General features: G+C 42.5%; 11 protein-coding genes and 1 rRNA gene. 8 read left to right on the top strand and 4 right to left on the bottom strand.

All coding sequences use genetic code 11. From position 1 onward, the window contains the following. The first annotated feature begins 30 nt into the window (after positions 1-30). Positions 31-142 (top strand): 5S ribosomal RNA (rrf, locus tag JO154_RS16050). A gap of 924 nt (positions 143-1,066) precedes the next feature. On the opposite strand, the gene JO154_RS16045 is transcribed toward rrf, so the two are convergent. The 3 genes from JO154_RS16045 to JO154_RS16035 all read right to left on the bottom strand — a co-directional run bounded on the left by JO154_RS16045 (position 1,067) and on the right by JO154_RS16035 (position 5,619). Further along, positions 1,067-1,885: a hypothetical protein gene (locus JO154_RS16045; protein WP_291947318.1), complete on the bottom strand. Its 819-nt coding sequence runs from the start codon at positions 1,883-1,885 to the stop codon at positions 1,067-1,069. A 47-nt stretch (positions 1,886-1,932) separates the two neighbouring features. Then, the gene (locus tag JO154_RS16040) at positions 1,933-2,955 is read right to left on the bottom strand and encodes a LacI family DNA-binding transcriptional regulator (protein WP_291947316.1); all 1,023 of its coding nucleotides are present in this window, start codon (positions 2,953-2,955) and stop codon (positions 1,933-1,935) included. A gap of 108 nt (positions 2,956-3,063) precedes the next feature. Beyond that, entirely contained in the window at positions 3,064-5,619 is a 2,556-nt protein-coding gene (locus JO154_RS16035; protein ID WP_291947314.1) for a zinc-dependent metalloprotease, read from the bottom strand. Between the two features lie 748 nt (positions 5,620-6,367). Here JO154_RS16035 and JO154_RS16030 point away from each other — a divergent pair. The 6 genes from JO154_RS16030 to JO154_RS16005 all read left to right on the top strand — a co-directional run bounded on the left by JO154_RS16030 (position 6,368) and on the right by JO154_RS16005 (position 12,245). Next, positions 6,368-7,222, top strand: coding sequence for a MotA/TolQ/ExbB proton channel family protein (locus JO154_RS16030; protein ID WP_199074782.1), 855 nt, complete (start codon positions 6,368-6,370; stop codon positions 7,220-7,222). A gap of 68 nt (positions 7,223-7,290) precedes the next feature. After that, on the top strand, positions 7,291-7,953 hold the full coding sequence (locus JO154_RS16025; protein WP_291947307.1) for a biopolymer transporter ExbD: 663 nt from the start codon (positions 7,291-7,293) through the stop codon (positions 7,951-7,953). Between the two features lie 99 nt (positions 7,954-8,052). Beyond that, a complete protein-coding gene (locus tag JO154_RS16020; protein WP_291947305.1) occupies positions 8,053-8,640 on the top strand; it encodes a biopolymer transporter ExbD in 588 nt (195 codons plus the stop codon). Between the two features lie 47 nt (positions 8,641-8,687). Beyond that, the gene (locus JO154_RS16015; RefSeq protein WP_291947304.1) at positions 8,688-9,524 is read left to right on the top strand and encodes an energy transducer TonB; all 837 of its coding nucleotides are present in this window, start codon (positions 8,688-8,690) and stop codon (positions 9,522-9,524) included. A gap of 110 nt (positions 9,525-9,634) precedes the next feature. Then, on the top strand, positions 9,635-11,017 hold the full coding sequence (gene mnmE / locus JO154_RS16010; protein ID WP_291947302.1) for a tRNA uridine-5-carboxymethylaminomethyl(34) synthesis GTPase MnmE: 1,383 nt from the start codon (positions 9,635-9,637) through the stop codon (positions 11,015-11,017). A 658-nt stretch (positions 11,018-11,675) separates the two neighbouring features. Then, entirely contained in the window at positions 11,676-12,245 is a 570-nt protein-coding gene (locus JO154_RS16005) for a Crp/Fnr family transcriptional regulator (protein WP_291947300.1), read from the top strand. 63 nt (positions 12,246-12,308) lie between these two features. Here JO154_RS16005 and JO154_RS16000 read toward each other — a convergent pair whose 3' ends face one another. Next, positions 12,309-14,903: an alkaline phosphatase family protein gene (locus tag JO154_RS16000; RefSeq protein ID WP_291947298.1), complete on the bottom strand. Its 2,595-nt coding sequence runs from the start codon at positions 14,901-14,903 to the stop codon at positions 12,309-12,311. Between the two features lie 244 nt (positions 14,904-15,147). On the opposite strand from JO154_RS16000, the gene JO154_RS15995 reads away from it, so the two are divergent. Continuing rightward, entirely contained in the window at positions 15,148-15,564 is a 417-nt protein-coding gene (locus JO154_RS15995; RefSeq protein WP_291947296.1) for a hypothetical protein, read from the top strand. Positions 15,565-15,653: the final 89 nt, after the last annotated feature.

Here is a 15,653-nt window from a genome sequence, read left to right as displayed (position 1 = left end):
CTTATTGTTTGCTGTAAAGCAAAAAGATCTTATGGTGGTTTTGCCAAGGGTGTTCACCTCTTCCCATTCCGAACAGAGAAGTTAAGCCCCTTATGGCCGATGGTACTGCACAACAATGCGGGAGAGTAGGTAGCTGCCATATTTATTTAAAAGAGCCTTAGTGATTTCACTAAGGCTTTTTTATTTTATGCCATCCCCAAACACCACTTCAAAAAATACTACCTCTTTTTTCTCATTAACTTCTACATCGTGTTTGCCATACATATATGTCTGAAATGTACTGGAGGTCGACATTTACGGCGATATTTCAAAGGTTCCCTTGCTTGTGAGTACAGATGTGGCCTGGTGTAAATAAGGCACGCAAAGCGGTATTATGTACTATTAAGGGTGCATAGAAAAATGCCACCATGTTGTTTGGCTGTTATCTCCCAATATCTAAAAGTAGCCATATAATGCACTAGTTTATAAAACTGATGAACTCCTCATCAAAGGACCATTTGGTAAAAGTTGTAGTTGTTGTCTCTCTAAAATATTAATAAGTCCTCCGGGAATCAAGGTAGTATTATCGGAAATAAACGCAAGGCTGTAGCTGTATCGGAAAAGTATTCTTGTTTGTCAGTGTAGACGGGCTTAATAATTCACGCAAAGCAGTATTACATAGAAAAGTACCAACATGGTGTTTGGCTGTTATCTCCCAATATCTAAAAGTAGCCGTATAATGCACTAGTATATAAAGCTGATGAACTCCTCATCAAAGGACCAGTTGGTAAAAGTTGTACCTGTCGTCTCCCTAAAAATTAATAAAACCCCGTTCAACTATAAGATAACCGGAAGCTATTGCTGGTGCCGCTTTCATCTCCGGTTATACTAGCCTAATTAACGGTTCACTGGAGTGTACAAAATGATCTCTCAACTGCCGAAAATATCATTAAGGAAATGTTCATTTTAAAAGTAGTTTTCTCCCTAAATATTAATAAAAAATCCCGGCCATCTCTGAGATAACCGGGATCTATTTATGGTGGAGAAAAAGCCGCTTGTGCAACTGTTATCTCCCGATATATTTTTCTTATTTACGATTCTTAGAATGGTACCATTTGGCGATATCGAGTGTTGCTCCCACATTGAAAGAAACGGGTTCAAAGTAGGTGGTAAAACCATTGGTATTATTACTGGAAAGTGAAACAGAAGGCTGCAACTGCATCTGAAATTTTCCGTATTTATATCCCACTCTTACGGTAAATGCTGGTTCATAAAAGAACCTAGTATGCGCTCCAATTTCGTAGAAATTACTTCTGTCATTATAGGTAGAATCATAAGGCGTGGCGCGGCTCCCAGCGTGTAATCCATAGAAGTTGACCATTGAAAAACGACTAGTGAAGATTGTTTCTACCACTGGATGCACCCATGCGATACTTGGCTGGATAAAGATCTTGCTGAACCTGGTTTCTAACTTGTAGTCGTTTGTGCTACCAGTACTATTCTTACCGTCGTAATTTCTGTCTAAAGTATTGAATCCGCCTATGCCATAACCTGCGTAAACATCAAACACTCCGCTTTTTCTCCCCTTATCATTTATGGGAAGAAAATAACCAATAGCAAATTCTCCACTTCCACCCTGCACAAATTTGTCAAATCCATTACTGCTTTTCGTATAGCCGTCGGAGGTATAGAGATTGCTACGGTAGACATATTGTCCGTTGGCCATTACTGCCACATGATCAGTAATCGCGAACGCAGTTTGCAAACTGTTCGGGCCTACTGTTGCTTTGAATTCGTGCTTTTCTTTTAATGCAGGCACATTCGTAGCACTAGGGACATAAACAGTTGTGCGACAGGCGGCTGTAAGCATAACAGTCGCAGCAGCAAGGATTTTAAGATGCCTCATAAAGTGGTAGGTTTAAACAGAAGAATTATCAGAATATAGATCGTTAATTACATAGTTGATTCCCTTTGTATTAATTCTACCGGGAACACATAATTCTTTGTCACTTTAATGCCTTCGTCCTGGTTGATTAACTGAATAATCGTGCTGGCGGCCTTCTGGCCCATGTTGTAGCCTGATTGTTCAATAGTAGTAAGGGATGGAGAGATGATACGGGAAGACAAGTCATTAGAGTAGCCTACAACTTTAATCTGTTTCGGGATATCAATTCCTTGTTTTTTAGCTTCCTGTATAAATGCTACGGCCGATGAATCGTTGGCAGAGAAAAGGCCGTCTGGCAGTTGACCTTTGCTGAAGATCTTTTGAGCCGCAACAGCCGCGGAGGTCATGGTAAGATCGTGTACATGGATCAAGCTTTCATCGAAAGGAATATCGTAAGCCGCTAATGCCGCTTTATAGCCTGCCAAACGTTGTTGATACAGATTACATGTCAGGATACCGGAGAAGTGTGCAATTCTTTTACAACCCTGACGGATCAGATGTTCCGTAGCGAGGTAACCGCCTTGGTAATCATCGCCGGTGATCGTATAGCCATTGAAATCCGTAGGAACGCGATCGTAGAAAACAATAGGGATGTTATTCTTAACGAATGGATTGAAATGATCTGTATTAGTTGTGAACATAGATGAAACGGCGAGCAGACCATCTACGCGGAGGGAATAGAAGGTATGTACCAGTTCCTTTTCCATGGCCACGCTTTCGTCTGACTGGCCGATCATGATCGAAAAGCCATATTTATGAGCCTCATGCTGAATACCGGAGATCGCCGTACTCTGAAAGTACATAGAAGTGCGCGGAACAATCAGACCGAGAATATTTGAACGCTTTTTACGTAGACTCGAAGCTATCCAGTTAGGCACATATCCCATTTCAGTGGCCATTTCCTGTACTTTGAGGCGAGTTTCCTCATTGATCAGGGGATTGTTCTGTAGGGCACGAGAAACCGTGGAAGCGGATAGGTTCAGCTTTTGTGCGATGTCGTATATCGTTATTTTATTAGAGCGATCTTTCACTTTTGAGGCTTAGTGGTTAAAAATTCGCGCTATATTAAGCAATTATCCGTAAAAAATAAGCCCCTTCCATTATGGAAGGGGCTCAGCGATATATTTTAATACCTTGATCTATTTATTATCAATGGCTTTGGAGATAGCAGCCACTAGGTCCTGGTAGTGACCACGGGTAGTTGCATCGCCGGAGGCAGCAGCAGCGCGGAGTTCTGTTCTCAGGGAATTGAGAGAGATGCGCGCCAGGGCAGTAGCATCGGTGAAGCGATTGTTGGCCGCGTTAGGACTGGTTGGTGATGCTGGTGGCGGCGTCATCATTTTGATCAGTTTATCCACATAAGAGCGTTGGAGGTTTCTTTTGAAGACATCCACACTTTGATGGGTAGCTAATTCGGAGAAAATAGTGCCTTTAAGATCCGCCAGCAGTTCTGTTGGTTTATAGGCATTTGCGCCGAGTACAGACTCCGCAGCAACCAGTTTCGCTACAGTGGCGTAGTTGATAATTTTCTCCAGGATAGCATCCTGTTTCTCGCTTATAACATAGGCGCCATCTTCGCTGATTCTGTTGAAGATATCCTGGTTGATGAGCCATTTAGGAGTGGTAAACAGTTGTTGGTTGAGAAATGCAACGGCTTCCTTCTGTGTCGCTTTAGGAACAAATTCCATTACAGCCCCTTCCTGTTCAGAAGTTTTAGGAGTAGTGTAGATACCACCTATATTTTTAGCCACGTGGCCCATGTAGCGGCCGTATTGGGTAACGAGTTCCTTATACAGTTCGGCGAGATTTGCATAACCTTCATTAGGCGTGTTGGTCCAGGTAATGAGATTAGGCATAATGCGTTGCAGGTTTTTGATACCGTACATGCTGGCTTTCATAGCGTTATCGCCGAGGTCCTCGTTTTGGCTACGTGGATCGTTAGGATCCATTTCATGGCCGAACCAGAATTTCTTGTCTTTCAGTTTTTCAACCGTTAGTGTATTCAGTTTAACTTTCTGATCTTCTGCTGTTTTCAGGTCAGGGAACTGGCGATAGCCCCATTCGATAGCCCATTTATCGTAGTAATTGATACGAGGGTAGAGATCAGCGCCAGAGATACCGTCGCCGGGTTGTGCCACATAGTTAAAGCGAGCATAGTCCATGATAGACGCCGCATGTCCATTTTTCTTCACCCATTCTTTATCGCGGAGTTTTTCCACAGGATAAGTAGAGCTGGAGCCGTAGTTGTGACGGAGACCGAGGGTATGGCCTACTTCGTGAGAAGAAACGAATCGGATCAGTTCACCCATCAGTTCATCGCTGAATTGCATGTTACGGGCGCGTGGATCGTTCGGTGCGGCCTGGATGAAGTACCAGTTACGGAGGAGGCGCATTACGTTATGATACCAGTTGATATGGCTTTCCAGGATTTCGCCGGAGCGAGGGTCATGGATATGTGGGCCACTGGCATTAGGAATGGCGGAAGGTTTATATACGATCGCAGAGAATCTTGCGTCATCGAGGGACCAGGTAGAGTCTTCCTCTTTAGTAGGCGCCATTTTAGCGATGATAGCGTTTTTGAAGCCAGCTTCTTCGAAGGCAGACTGCCAGTCGTTCACCCCTTGGATCAGGTATTTGCGCCATTTAACGGGAGTAGCAGGATCAATATAAAATACGATAGGTTTCTGTGGTTCTACGAGTTCACCGCGTTTATATTTCTCCATGTCTTCTGGTTTTGGTTCCAGTCTCCAGCGGGTGATCATGGACAATTTTTTCACGCCTTGTGGGTCTGCGTCGAAGTCGGTAGTGCTGGTAGTAAAGTAACCTACGCGAGGATCCGCATATCGGGCTTGCATAGGCACTTTAGGTAGGAGGACGATCGAGCTATTGAGTTCCACGGTCGCGTTTCCGCCTGGTGTAGGGGGCATACCGGGGAACATTGCAGCGGGTGCTTTCGCGTAAGTTTTAACGGTTCTGATTTCCGTGTTCATCGGGTATGATTTCACGTCGATGATATAGGATTTATCAGGTTGGAAAGCTGCCAATTTGAGGGCAGTTTTCATTTGTTGATCGAAGAAGAGGATATCGTTATCGCTGTTGATATAGTCGGTCAGGTCTATAACAGCGCTGTTATTGTTTTTAGAATAAGCTTTCACATCGAAGGCCGCCACGATTGGTTGGATATTAGAGTTCATCACAGAGGTGAACATTGGTTGTGTGGAGTCTTTCGATGTTTCCGTGAAGGAGATATTCCGGAGGAATATTTTATTATTTGGGCCTTTTTCGAAACGGATAACGTTTTGGTTAATGAGATCGCCGCCGAATCCGGACATGCCGACGCGCAGGTCAGCGGCGGATTTAGAGAGGCGGTTCACGACGAGGATATCACGACCGATGATGGAATCGGGGATTTCGAAGAAGAATTTGTCTTCGTGTTTATAGATATTAATCAGGCCGGAGTCGGACTTAGCGCCTTGCGGGATAACTTCCGCGAAGGGTTTAGGGCCGGGTTTGGGACCTGGTTTCATCATTGGTTGGCTGGCAGGTTTGCTGGTATCTTTAGCCATTGTGGTGGCATTTGGAGCAGCGGGTGCATCTTTTTTCTTTTGTGCTACCGCTGGGACGGCGATGCTACTAAAAGCGATAGCACCGGCCAGGGTGGCCAACACGAGAGGGTGTTGCGACGATTTGTTCATGTTAGTTGGTTGGTTTTTTAGCGGAATGCGGCTAAAATTTTTTTTAGCGCGTTGCAAGTAAGTATATAAAGTCTTAACTTAAGAGGAAATTCCACGAGCGTAAAAAAGATGTTAAGAAAGGGGAAAAGGTGGGATAAAAGAGATGGGTGTTAGGGAAAAACGGAGGAAACGGGGAAATTTTTTTATGTGAGCATTAATTCTTATAGTATATATAATGCTAATATGGGGATTTCACGTTAGTAAAGGATAACTACCGCGATGGTATTGCATTTGGGCGGAAAGTGGTTATAGATATTAGATAAATGTGATGGAAAAGAGGCAGATTTTGGCTCAAAGACAGGACTGGCGCGGAAAGAAATAACTTATAATTCCGACAAGATTTCTGTTGGAACATTTGAAAATTTTCTTAAATTGTGCGTCCAACTTTGAAAAAAATCAATCTATTTCAAGTTTAGGGACAGTGATTGGTCGGGGATACTGACTGCGATAAATATTGGTTTATTTGCTGAATGAAGTGTTTGCTCAAACAAAAACGGGATGAAATGCGCGCTGGTAGTGTATTTCAGTGTAGAGGTTAATTTTCGTGGGATTTTTTGAGCTGCACTTGTTTTTTTGAGCCAACCTTATAACTTTGCGAATCACTGAATAAAGAGTAAATTGAATGCCATCGAGCATTACAGGGTAAAACAGTAATTCATAACTTCTAACAAACAATAGTTTAATTTTTAACACTAAAATTTCAATCAACATGGCTGAGACTAAAACAACTGTGACTGCAGCTACTGCTAAGGCGTCTTCCCATCAACCTAAAAAATCATCCAACTTATTTGCAACGTTGGCTGTACCTATCTGTTTGGTAATTGGTTTTGTGATCTTCTTCTTTGTACTGGGTAACCCTGCAAACTTTGAAGGTAACAATCCTGATGGTCATCCAATTTCCGAAGGTATTGGTAAATGGTTTGGAACCGTTTATAAAGGTGGTTATGTAGTACCAGTTCTGATTTCTGTGCTGCTGATCTGTCTGACTTTCGTAATTGAGCGTTTCCTGTACCTGGCAAAAGCAAAAGGTAAATTCTCTGGTTCTGAGCTGGTACGTAAAGTACAGTACCACCTGGCTAACAAAAACGTTGATGCTGCTCTGGCTGAGTGTGACAAACAGAAAGGTTCTGTTGGTAACGTTCTGAAAGCTGGTCTGAAAAAGTACAAAGAGATGATTTCCAACACTGAGTTGGATACAGACCAAAAAATCCTGACTATTAAAAATGAGATCGAAGAAACTACTGCACTGGAACTGCCAATGATGGAAAAGAACCTGGTGTTCTTGTCTACTATTGCATCAGTAGCAACCCTGTTGGGTCTGTTCGGTACAGTATTGGGTATGATCAAGGCGTTTTCTGCGATGTCTAACGCGGGTGCTCCTGATTCATCTCAGCTGGCATTGGGTATCTCTGAGGCGTTGATCAACACCGCTCTGGGTATCGGTACTTCTGCTATCGCGATCATCATGTATAACTACTTTACTACCAACATCGATAGCATCACTTACGCTATTGACGAGTCTGGCTTTACTTTAACTCAGAGCTTCGCAGCTAACCACAAATAATTTAGATTATTTGTGTGGAAAGTGAGCGGTTTTGAATCTTATTAAAGTAAACCATAAAAAAAGTAAAGATGCCAAAAGTTAAAATGCCCAGGAAAAGCACGTTGGTCGATATGACGGCTATGTGTGACGTGGCTTTTCTGCTCTTAACTTTCTTCATGTTGGCAACTAAGTTCAAGCCGGACGAGCCGGTGACCGTAGTTACACCGTCTTCTATCAACACTACCCTTTTACCTGATTCTGACGTATTGTTATTTACGGTAGATAAGGATGGCAGAGTGTTTTTCAGCATGGACGGTCAGCCTAAAAGAAGAAAACTGATTGAGGATCTGAATACTCAGTTTAAACTGGGTCTGGATGACAAAGAAATGCAGAGTTTTGTACTGGGTGCTTCTGTAGGTACTCCGTTAAAGAATCTGAAACAGTATTTGTCAGAAACTCCTGATCAGCGTAAAAAGACTAATCTGGATACAGGAATTCCAACTGACTCAACTAACAATGAGTTAGCTACCTGGATTGAGTATGGTATGGCAGCGCAAGGCGGTAACTTCGCTAAACTGAAGTTCTGTATTAAAGCGGACAACCAGACTCCTTATCCAAAGATCAAGGACATCCTGGATACATTCAAACAGAAGCATATCCAGAAACTGAACCTGGTTACAAATCTGGAGGCACCTCCTCCAGGTACTGCAGCTTATCAAGAAATGATGAGTGCAGATACTAAAAAACACTAACCGGTACAGTAACTAGTAAATAGCAGCATACGACCGCTGGACGGCGTAACTTCCTGGCCTGGAAGGCTGCTGATTTCAAAACCAAAAAAGCTTACTACTATGGCAGAAATGGATACCAGTAGTAGTGGTGGAAAAGGTAAACACGGTGGTACGAAATCGAAGAAACATTCTACCCGTGTGGATATGACTCCAATGGTGGACTTGGGATTTCTCCTGATTACCTTTTTCATGCTTACCACTACAATGGCCAAGCCCAAAACAATGGACTTGATCATGCCAAAAGATACAAAAGATGAGAAGGACCAGAACAAAGTAAAAGAAAGTACTGCCCTGACCATCTTACTCGGAAAAGATAATAGAGTATATTATTACGAAGGTTTAGCACAAGATCCAAACGCATCAGCTGATCCTAATTTTTTCAAAGCAACCACTTTCGCTAACAAGGGTGGTATCAGAGATGAGATCATCCATAAAAGAGATGAGGTTGCTAAGCAGAGAAATGCAAAAGGTGAACCAGAAGACGTGGTAGTGATTATAAAAGCGGATAACGACGCTACTTATAAGAACTTCGTGGATATCCTGGACGAAATGGCTATCAACCGTATTTCGCGTTATGCGACTGTTGATATCTCCGATCAGGATAAGACGTGGATTAAGCAGACAGAAGCTGCTAATGGCGTGAAATAGTCTTATGGAATAATTTAATTTTTTGCATCCATCATAAAACATTAACAATGGATTCTGCTAAAGTCTTAAAGTCCGATTTTCTGGATATCCTGTTTGACGGCAGGAATAAGGATTATGGGGCTTACGAGCTGAGAAGAGCATATAACAAACGTGTGCGGAACGCCATTATTGGTACTTCTTCACTGTTCGTATTGCTGATCGGTGGTTACCTGGTTTCCAACTGGGTAAAAGCTTCTGAGGGAGATGTTTCGAAGAAGCCGATAATTAAGGAAATTAAGATGGAAGACGTGAAGATTCCGGATGATCCGAAAACTCCACCTCCTCCACCACCTCCTCCGGCACCACCACCACCGGTAAAACCGTCAGTACAGTTCACTCCTCCTGTGATCAAGAAAGATAACGAGGTACCACCAGATGAGATACCTCCTAAACATGAGGATATTAAGGACAAATCTATCGCCACCAAAACTGTAGAAGGTGACCCGAACGGTATCGATGCGGGCCTGCTGGAAGACAGTAAAGGTACAGGTGTGGTAGAAGCGCCTCCTGCTCCTGCGAAAGAAGAGATCTTCACCTTCGTAGAACAGCCGCCAACCTTCCCAGGTGGTGAAGATGCGCTGAACAAATACCTGAACAAGAATATCCGTTACCCACGCGTTGCGCAGGAAAACGGCATCTCCGGTACTGTATTCGTACAGTTCGTAGTTGATTCTGATGGTAATATCAAAGACGTTAAAACAGTCGGAGCCGCAAAAGGCGGCGGTCTGGAAGAAGAAGCTGTTCGCGTGGTGAAAACCATGCCTAAATGGAAACCTGGTAAACAAAATGGTCGCCAGGTATCTGTACAGTTCAACCTGCCTATCCGCTTTACGCTGCAAGAGTAGTACTGTCACAAATATTTGATAGCGAATCCCCGTCCTTCTAGAAAGGACGGGGATTTTTGCATTATACACTTTATACTACCTTTGCAACTTCTAATCAATAACTATTCGATATGCTAGGAAAACTTGCTGGATTTGATGATACCATCGTGGCCGTAGCCACCGCACCTGGATTAGGCGCCATTGCCGTTATTCGACTGAGTGGGAGCCAGGCGTTTGATATCACCAATTCCCTCTTTCCTTCCAAAGACCTTTTACTGCAAGCTAGTCATACGCTTCATTTCGGGGGCGTAGTTGCAGATGGACGATTAATCGATGAAGTAGTAGTAAGCCTTTATAAAGGCCCTAGGTCCTATACTGGTGAAGATGTTATTGAGATCTCGTGTCACGGGTCTCCCTATATCCAACAGCAAATCATTGATGCAGTTACTAAAGCAGGCGCCCGACTGGCAAAGCCAGGAGAATTTACCCAGCGCGCATTTCTGAATGGTAAACTGGATCTTACACAGGCCGAATCCGTAGCAGATTTGATTGCCAGTAATTCTGCTGCCTCCCATCAAACGGCGATGCAACAAATGAGAGGCGGTTTCTCCAAAGAGCTACACCAATTGCGGGAACAACTGATTACTTTCTCCGCCCTCATTGAACTGGAGCTAGATTTCAGTCAGGAAGATGTGGAGTTTGCCGATCGTACCCGTTTATATGAGTTGGTTACTGCTGCTACCAGTACTATCCGTCATTTGATAGATTCTTTCCGAATGGGAAATGTGATCAAAAATGGGGTAAATACGGCTATTGTGGGCAAACCAAATGCTGGAAAGTCTACCCTGCTTAATACACTTTTGAACGAAAATAGGGCTATTGTAAGCGATATTGCGGGTACTACACGCGATACGATTGAGGAGGTATTGAATATCGAGGGGATCCTATTCCGCCTGATTGATACCGCTGGTATCCGCGAGAGTGATGATACCATCGAAAGTATTGGCGTTCAAAAGACCATGGAAAAAATCAAAGAGGCCGGCGTAGTGGTTTATATGTTTGATGTAAATGAAATTTCGGCTGCAGACCTGCAACAACAAATTGATGCTTTCCAAGCAGATAATATCAATTTCCTCCTCGTAGGTAATAAAACAGACATTGCCGGTGAGGCTGCTATAAGGGAGAAATTCTCCAAAATTCCGGGTATTTTGTTCATTTCTGCAAAAAATCATGCCCATGTGGACGATCTCAAGAAAGCCCTTGTGGAAAAAGTGCTGTCCGGAGATATTAACACAGAAGATACTATTATCACCAATGCCCGGCATCATTCTGCCCTGCAAGAAGTACTGAAATCTCTCCATGATGTGAAAAATGGAATGGATAATGGTTTACCTGGCGATTTGCTGGCATTGGATATTCGTAGAGCATTACATTTCTTGGGTGAGATCACTGGGGAGGTGACGAATGAGGATAGGTTGGATTATATATTTAGTAAGTTTTGTATCGGGAAATAAAAAGAATCAAAACAAAGGAATGCAAACTTATAGAAAAGCCTTACTTGTAGGGCTTTTTTTATACCCCCTGTTTTGTGATGGTGTAATATATTTTGCTATGGTTATTTATAGCATAATCATGAATTTGGGAACTGTAATGATACTTATAAGTAGTAGCCCGCAATTATTGAATGTACTACTCTGATTTTAAAAGATATCCATATAATCCTGGACTGTATTTAAATCCTTCTTTTCGTAGCTGAGCGGAAATCTTATCGCGGTGATGCAAGCGAATTATCAACCCTAAAAATGATTTTTTACAAATACAAAGTAAAATGATTGATGATTCTTTTATTGCTGTTTATAGGTATAGGCCTGCTTTTTTATATTTCGTTGGCTTCCAACTCTTACTTGGTTAAAAGTATTTGCTTAATCTTAATGGCACCTCTTTTACTTTTAGCCATGAGGTTTAGCAAAGGAAAAACACTTCTGATATTAAGACGATATATGATTGAGTATGATTTAATCTGCCAATAAGTATGGCAGATTAATAGTGGTAGTAGAGAATTATTATCTAAGTATGAGCTGAAAGCATGTTTACGAATCCTAACATTCCTTTTTTCTTAAAATAAAGGGTGAAATTAGAAGACTTTTTCTTTCCCATTAAGTAACATAACCTATGCAGCGACTGCATCAATTTCTACAAAAACAAGTAGATATATCCAACGAAGACTGGCTTCTTTTCTCTTCGCGTTTTGAAGAGAAAATTTACCCTGCCAAATCCTTTTATTTGAAAGCAGGAGAAACGGAGAACTATCTAACATTTGTGGATCGAGGATTGGTGCGGTTTTATGTGGAAGATATGGAGGGAAACGAAACGACGGTTGGGTTTTCATTTGAAGGTTGGTTTCTGAATGTTTTCAGTTCTTTCTATACCCGCAAGCCTTCGATGTACTATGGAGAAATACTCATAGAAACCAGTCTATGGCGTATCCATTACGATGATTTGCAGGAAATGTATAACCGGTTAAAAATCGTAGAGAGAATAGGGCGATTGGCTACAGAGCAATTGGTATTACTGAAGTCGGAGCGCGAGCTTTCTTTTCTTACAAAGTCCGCCGAGGAGCGCTATCTTGATCTCTTTAATAAAGCACCTCATCTATTGCAGCAGGTACCTTTAAAGTACTTGGCTTCCTATATCGGTGTTACACCTCAGGCACTCAGCCGAATAAGGAAACGGATATCGTAACCTAAAAAGATAACCCGTCCTAAAATGAGCATATTGCAGGACGGGTTATCGTTAGCATTATTATCAGTCGTTATCTTCTTTGGATTTAGGGTCTACTTTCAGACCGAGGGCTTTCAGTCCCTTCTGGTGTGCGCCGAAATATTGTTTAGGAAAGGGTTCGTCGCCATGAATAGTGGACCATACATACTGACTGAATATCAAAGCGTCTTTATCAATCAGGTCTGGCTTGGAGAAATCCATTTTCTCTGTCCGTGGTGCTAATTTGGCGGTAGTTTTACTTTTGATCTTATCCTTAGGAGGATTCATCTCGTTGATGGCAATGGATGGCACCAGGGAGTTGTAAGCAGTGTAGTCAGGGTGCTGTTGAAAGCATTCCGTCATTAACGGAGCTGCTGCCACCAATTGATTCATGGGCTGTACGCCGAATATCTGACAGATAGTATGCAATACAGAGGATTGATTGTAAAAATTACTGATGACAGTGTCGCGCTTTACATGAGGGCCTGCCACCAAGCAATAGGAACGATGTCCGTCCACATGATCTGTGCCGCTTTGAGGATCGTCTTCATTAATGAATATCGCCATATCCTTCCAGAAAGAACTTTTCGAAAGCGCTTCCACCACGCGGCCTGTTGCCCAGTCGTTATCTGTTACATAGGCGCGGGGAGTAGGGCTATGCTCGCTATAGCCACTGGTGTGATCGTTGGGTAAATAAATAACCATAAATTCTGGGAGATTGCCAGTTGCTTCGTATTCCTTCAGTGCATTAATGAATACGTCGGCCCTCACCTGATCTGTAATATCCATGTTCCAGCCGGGGTAGCGCAAATCGCTGTACTTTTCCAGGCTTTTCATGGCATAGGAACATTTGAATTGGGCAGAGTCATTTTTATTTTTCCAGGCGTTATAGACATCGGTCCAGGTTTTTCCTTTAGTTATTTCAGCCAGGTCGGTTTCTCCAAAATTTCTGAAGGAAATACCTTTACGCAGTAAGTGATCCCAAATGAAGCCACAACCTGCATAAGATAGCGGGTCTGTTCCAAAATCATAAGCACAATGGCCATTTGAAAAATCTTTTTCGTGATATGGGGTAGTAATCCCCTGGATAGCCCATTGGTGGCCGTCGCTGGAGTTAACGCCATTACAATAATAGTTGTCCAGGAGCACAAATTGTTTGGCAATTTCATGTGTATTGGGTGTTGTCTCCTTACCAAATTCCACCAATTTTGGATCGCAGTTGCCTTTCCCAAAATCTCCCAGCACCTGGTCAAATTTTTTATTCTCTTTAATGATGTATACTACGTGTTTGATAGAAGAGGGTTCCCCTACGTTATCAGGGATAGGTTTAGGCTTTGCGTTGGAATGGGCGGTGGCTTGGGCTCTCAGCAAATCAATGAAATGAAAACCTTTGGTGGCTTCTATTGTATATGCCTCTATCTCTGCTTTATTAGCTGGAAGTGCCACTTTTTGTAGTTCTCCTTTCATAGCCGTCACATTCCCAATAAATAGATTATTTCCGCTCACGCCTATGGTTCCTGGAAATCCACCTGCTGCAATAAAGCCATAGGGTGCTTTCTGAGGATGTGCGGGGTCGATGAGGGCGATGGAATTATTACCAGCATTGGCTGCCAAGAGTGTTTTTCCGTCGGAACTGAATGCCAGCGCTGTGGTTAGGCTACCATAAGGAAGAGAAGGGTCTGGTTTAGTGTTAATAGTATGCACGACTTTTAAAGACTTTACATCTATCACACTAATGCCATCGCCGCTATCGTCTGTTACGTAAAGGGATTTGCCATCAGGAGATAAAACCATTGACTCCGGGTGGATACGGGTAGTGATCTCGGTAATCTTTTTTCTTGACTGCACATCAATGACTGTAATGGAGCCTCGTAAGGCCACGGACCGGTCGTCTACCGCTACATCTGTTCCGGCTGATTTTTCTGTCCGATCTCCTTTGCCAGCACGTGGTCCTCCGAAATTGCTCACAAATGCGAGCTTTTTATCTTTACTAATGATGACCGCATAAGGACAAACACCTACAGGGATGGTGCTTAATACTTTCCCCTTTGGAAGGTCGACAACGGCAATTTCGTTGGTGATGGCAAGTGCTACAAAGGCGATATTATTGTTGCATAATCCAATTCCTAAAGGGTTGGTTTTTTTATTATTTGCTGATAAGTCGATTTTCTTTGTAAGCGTGAAGGTTCCTGCTTTGCTCACATTTCCAACATATAGATTCTTTTCAAGGCCAGTAAAATAAATGGTAGAATCGTTGTCATCTACGGCAAGACCATTCATGGAGCCGGCTTCCTTATCTTGATAGTCGAAGGAATTTAGCGTGGTGAAGTCTTTCGCATCAATAAAAGACAGGCGCCTGTTGGTTTTTGCAATGAGTATATGTTGTTGCTGGGCGAGTCCTAGGTTTAAAACCCTGGTTCCTTTTGTTAGATTGAGGCTTTGGCCTGCTGGATTCAATAATTGACCATTTGCCAACAGTTTATCTCCCGCCAAAAACTTGTTCCAGGAAGTATCTACGGGTTTTCTGATATCCTTTCTTGGTTCCGGACTATTGGGTATTACCTGTGCCTGTAGGCCTGGAGCGGCCAATAAAAAGCACGCAAAAATGCTTTTTAACGAAAATTGTTGCACTGTTTTCATAATATATTTTAGCAATTATTGAAATTGTTTCGGGAGACATGTGCCCCCGAATGGGCGATGAGGCCATCTAATATAGCAAACCACAAATTTATCCTAAAGTACGGCAGCCAGCTTAATCTTGCAATGAATATATCATTAATAATGTTGAGTGGTTAAAAGGAGTGAAAAACGCATTTATTAACCCAGGTTCATTTTTCGAAGGAAGCTTGTCCACTAATTTTGCTATTGTAAAGTTAAAAGATCTATGATAACTCAATATTTCTGGGGCATTGGCTCCGCCATTATCGGCCTGATGGGCCTCTCGCACGTTCGCGCTACACTCTTTAGCAATAAGTTATATCCGCGTGATGAAAAGCTGATTCCTGAAATGGAAGATAGTTCGCTCTTGTTAACAGACAAGGCTAATATGTGGAAAGCTTGGTTGGGATTTAATGCTACGCATGGTAGCGGCGCCGCTTTTATTGGGATTGTGAATTTATACCTGGCTATAAATGGTTTTACTTTTTTGAAGTCTAGTCAGTTTTTACTGTTGTTAACCATCTTGACAATGGGGTTTTATGTATGGGTAGCCAGAAAATACTGGTTTAAAATAGTGATGGTAATGCTTATGGTGTCATGGACGTTTTTTATTGCATCTTATATATTGATGATGATGCAGTAAGATTATAAAAATTATTATTAACCTACTTAACGTTTAAGGTTAACCCCAATTTTAATAAAGACAAGAAGATTGAGGAAATTATCTTCCTG

Origin of the sequence: Chitinophaga sp. (assembly GCF_019236475.1) — a bacterium.
Taxonomy (GTDB): Bacteria; Bacteroidota; Bacteroidia; order Chitinophagales; family Chitinophagaceae; genus Chitinophaga.
Note: the sequence above shows the minus strand (reverse complement) of the source record. Positions and strands in the feature narration are given on the sequence as shown.

Excerpts from the sequence above, each read along its gene's own strand:
- mnmE (WP_291947302.1), top strand. The coding sequence starts at position 9,635 with ATGCTAGGAAAACTTGCTGGATTTGATGATACCATCGTGGCCGTAGCC.
- JO154_RS16020 (WP_291947305.1), top strand. The coding sequence starts at position 8,053 with ATGGCAGAAATGGATACCAGTAGTAGTGGTGGAAAAGGTAAACACGGT.
- JO154_RS16045 (WP_291947318.1), bottom strand. The coding sequence starts at position 1,885 with ATGAGGCATCTTAAAATCCTTGCTGCTGCGACTGTTATGCTTACAGCC.
- JO154_RS16000 (WP_291947298.1), bottom strand. The coding sequence starts at position 14,903 with ATGAAAACAGTGCAACAATTTTCGTTAAAAAGCATTTTTGCGTGCTTT.
- JO154_RS16035 (WP_291947314.1), bottom strand. The coding sequence starts at position 5,619 with ATGAACAAATCGTCGCAACACCCTCTCGTGTTGGCCACCCTGGCCGGT.
- JO154_RS16030 (WP_199074782.1), top strand. The coding sequence starts at position 6,368 with ATGGCTGAGACTAAAACAACTGTGACTGCAGCTACTGCTAAGGCGTCT.
- JO154_RS15995 (WP_291947296.1), top strand. The coding sequence starts at position 15,148 with ATGATAACTCAATATTTCTGGGGCATTGGCTCCGCCATTATCGGCCTG.
- JO154_RS16025 (WP_291947307.1), top strand. The coding sequence starts at position 7,291 with ATGCCAAAAGTTAAAATGCCCAGGAAAAGCACGTTGGTCGATATGACG.
- JO154_RS16015 (WP_291947304.1), top strand. The coding sequence starts at position 8,688 with ATGGATTCTGCTAAAGTCTTAAAGTCCGATTTTCTGGATATCCTGTTT.
- JO154_RS16005 (WP_291947300.1), top strand. The coding sequence starts at position 11,676 with ATGCAGCGACTGCATCAATTTCTACAAAAACAAGTAGATATATCCAAC.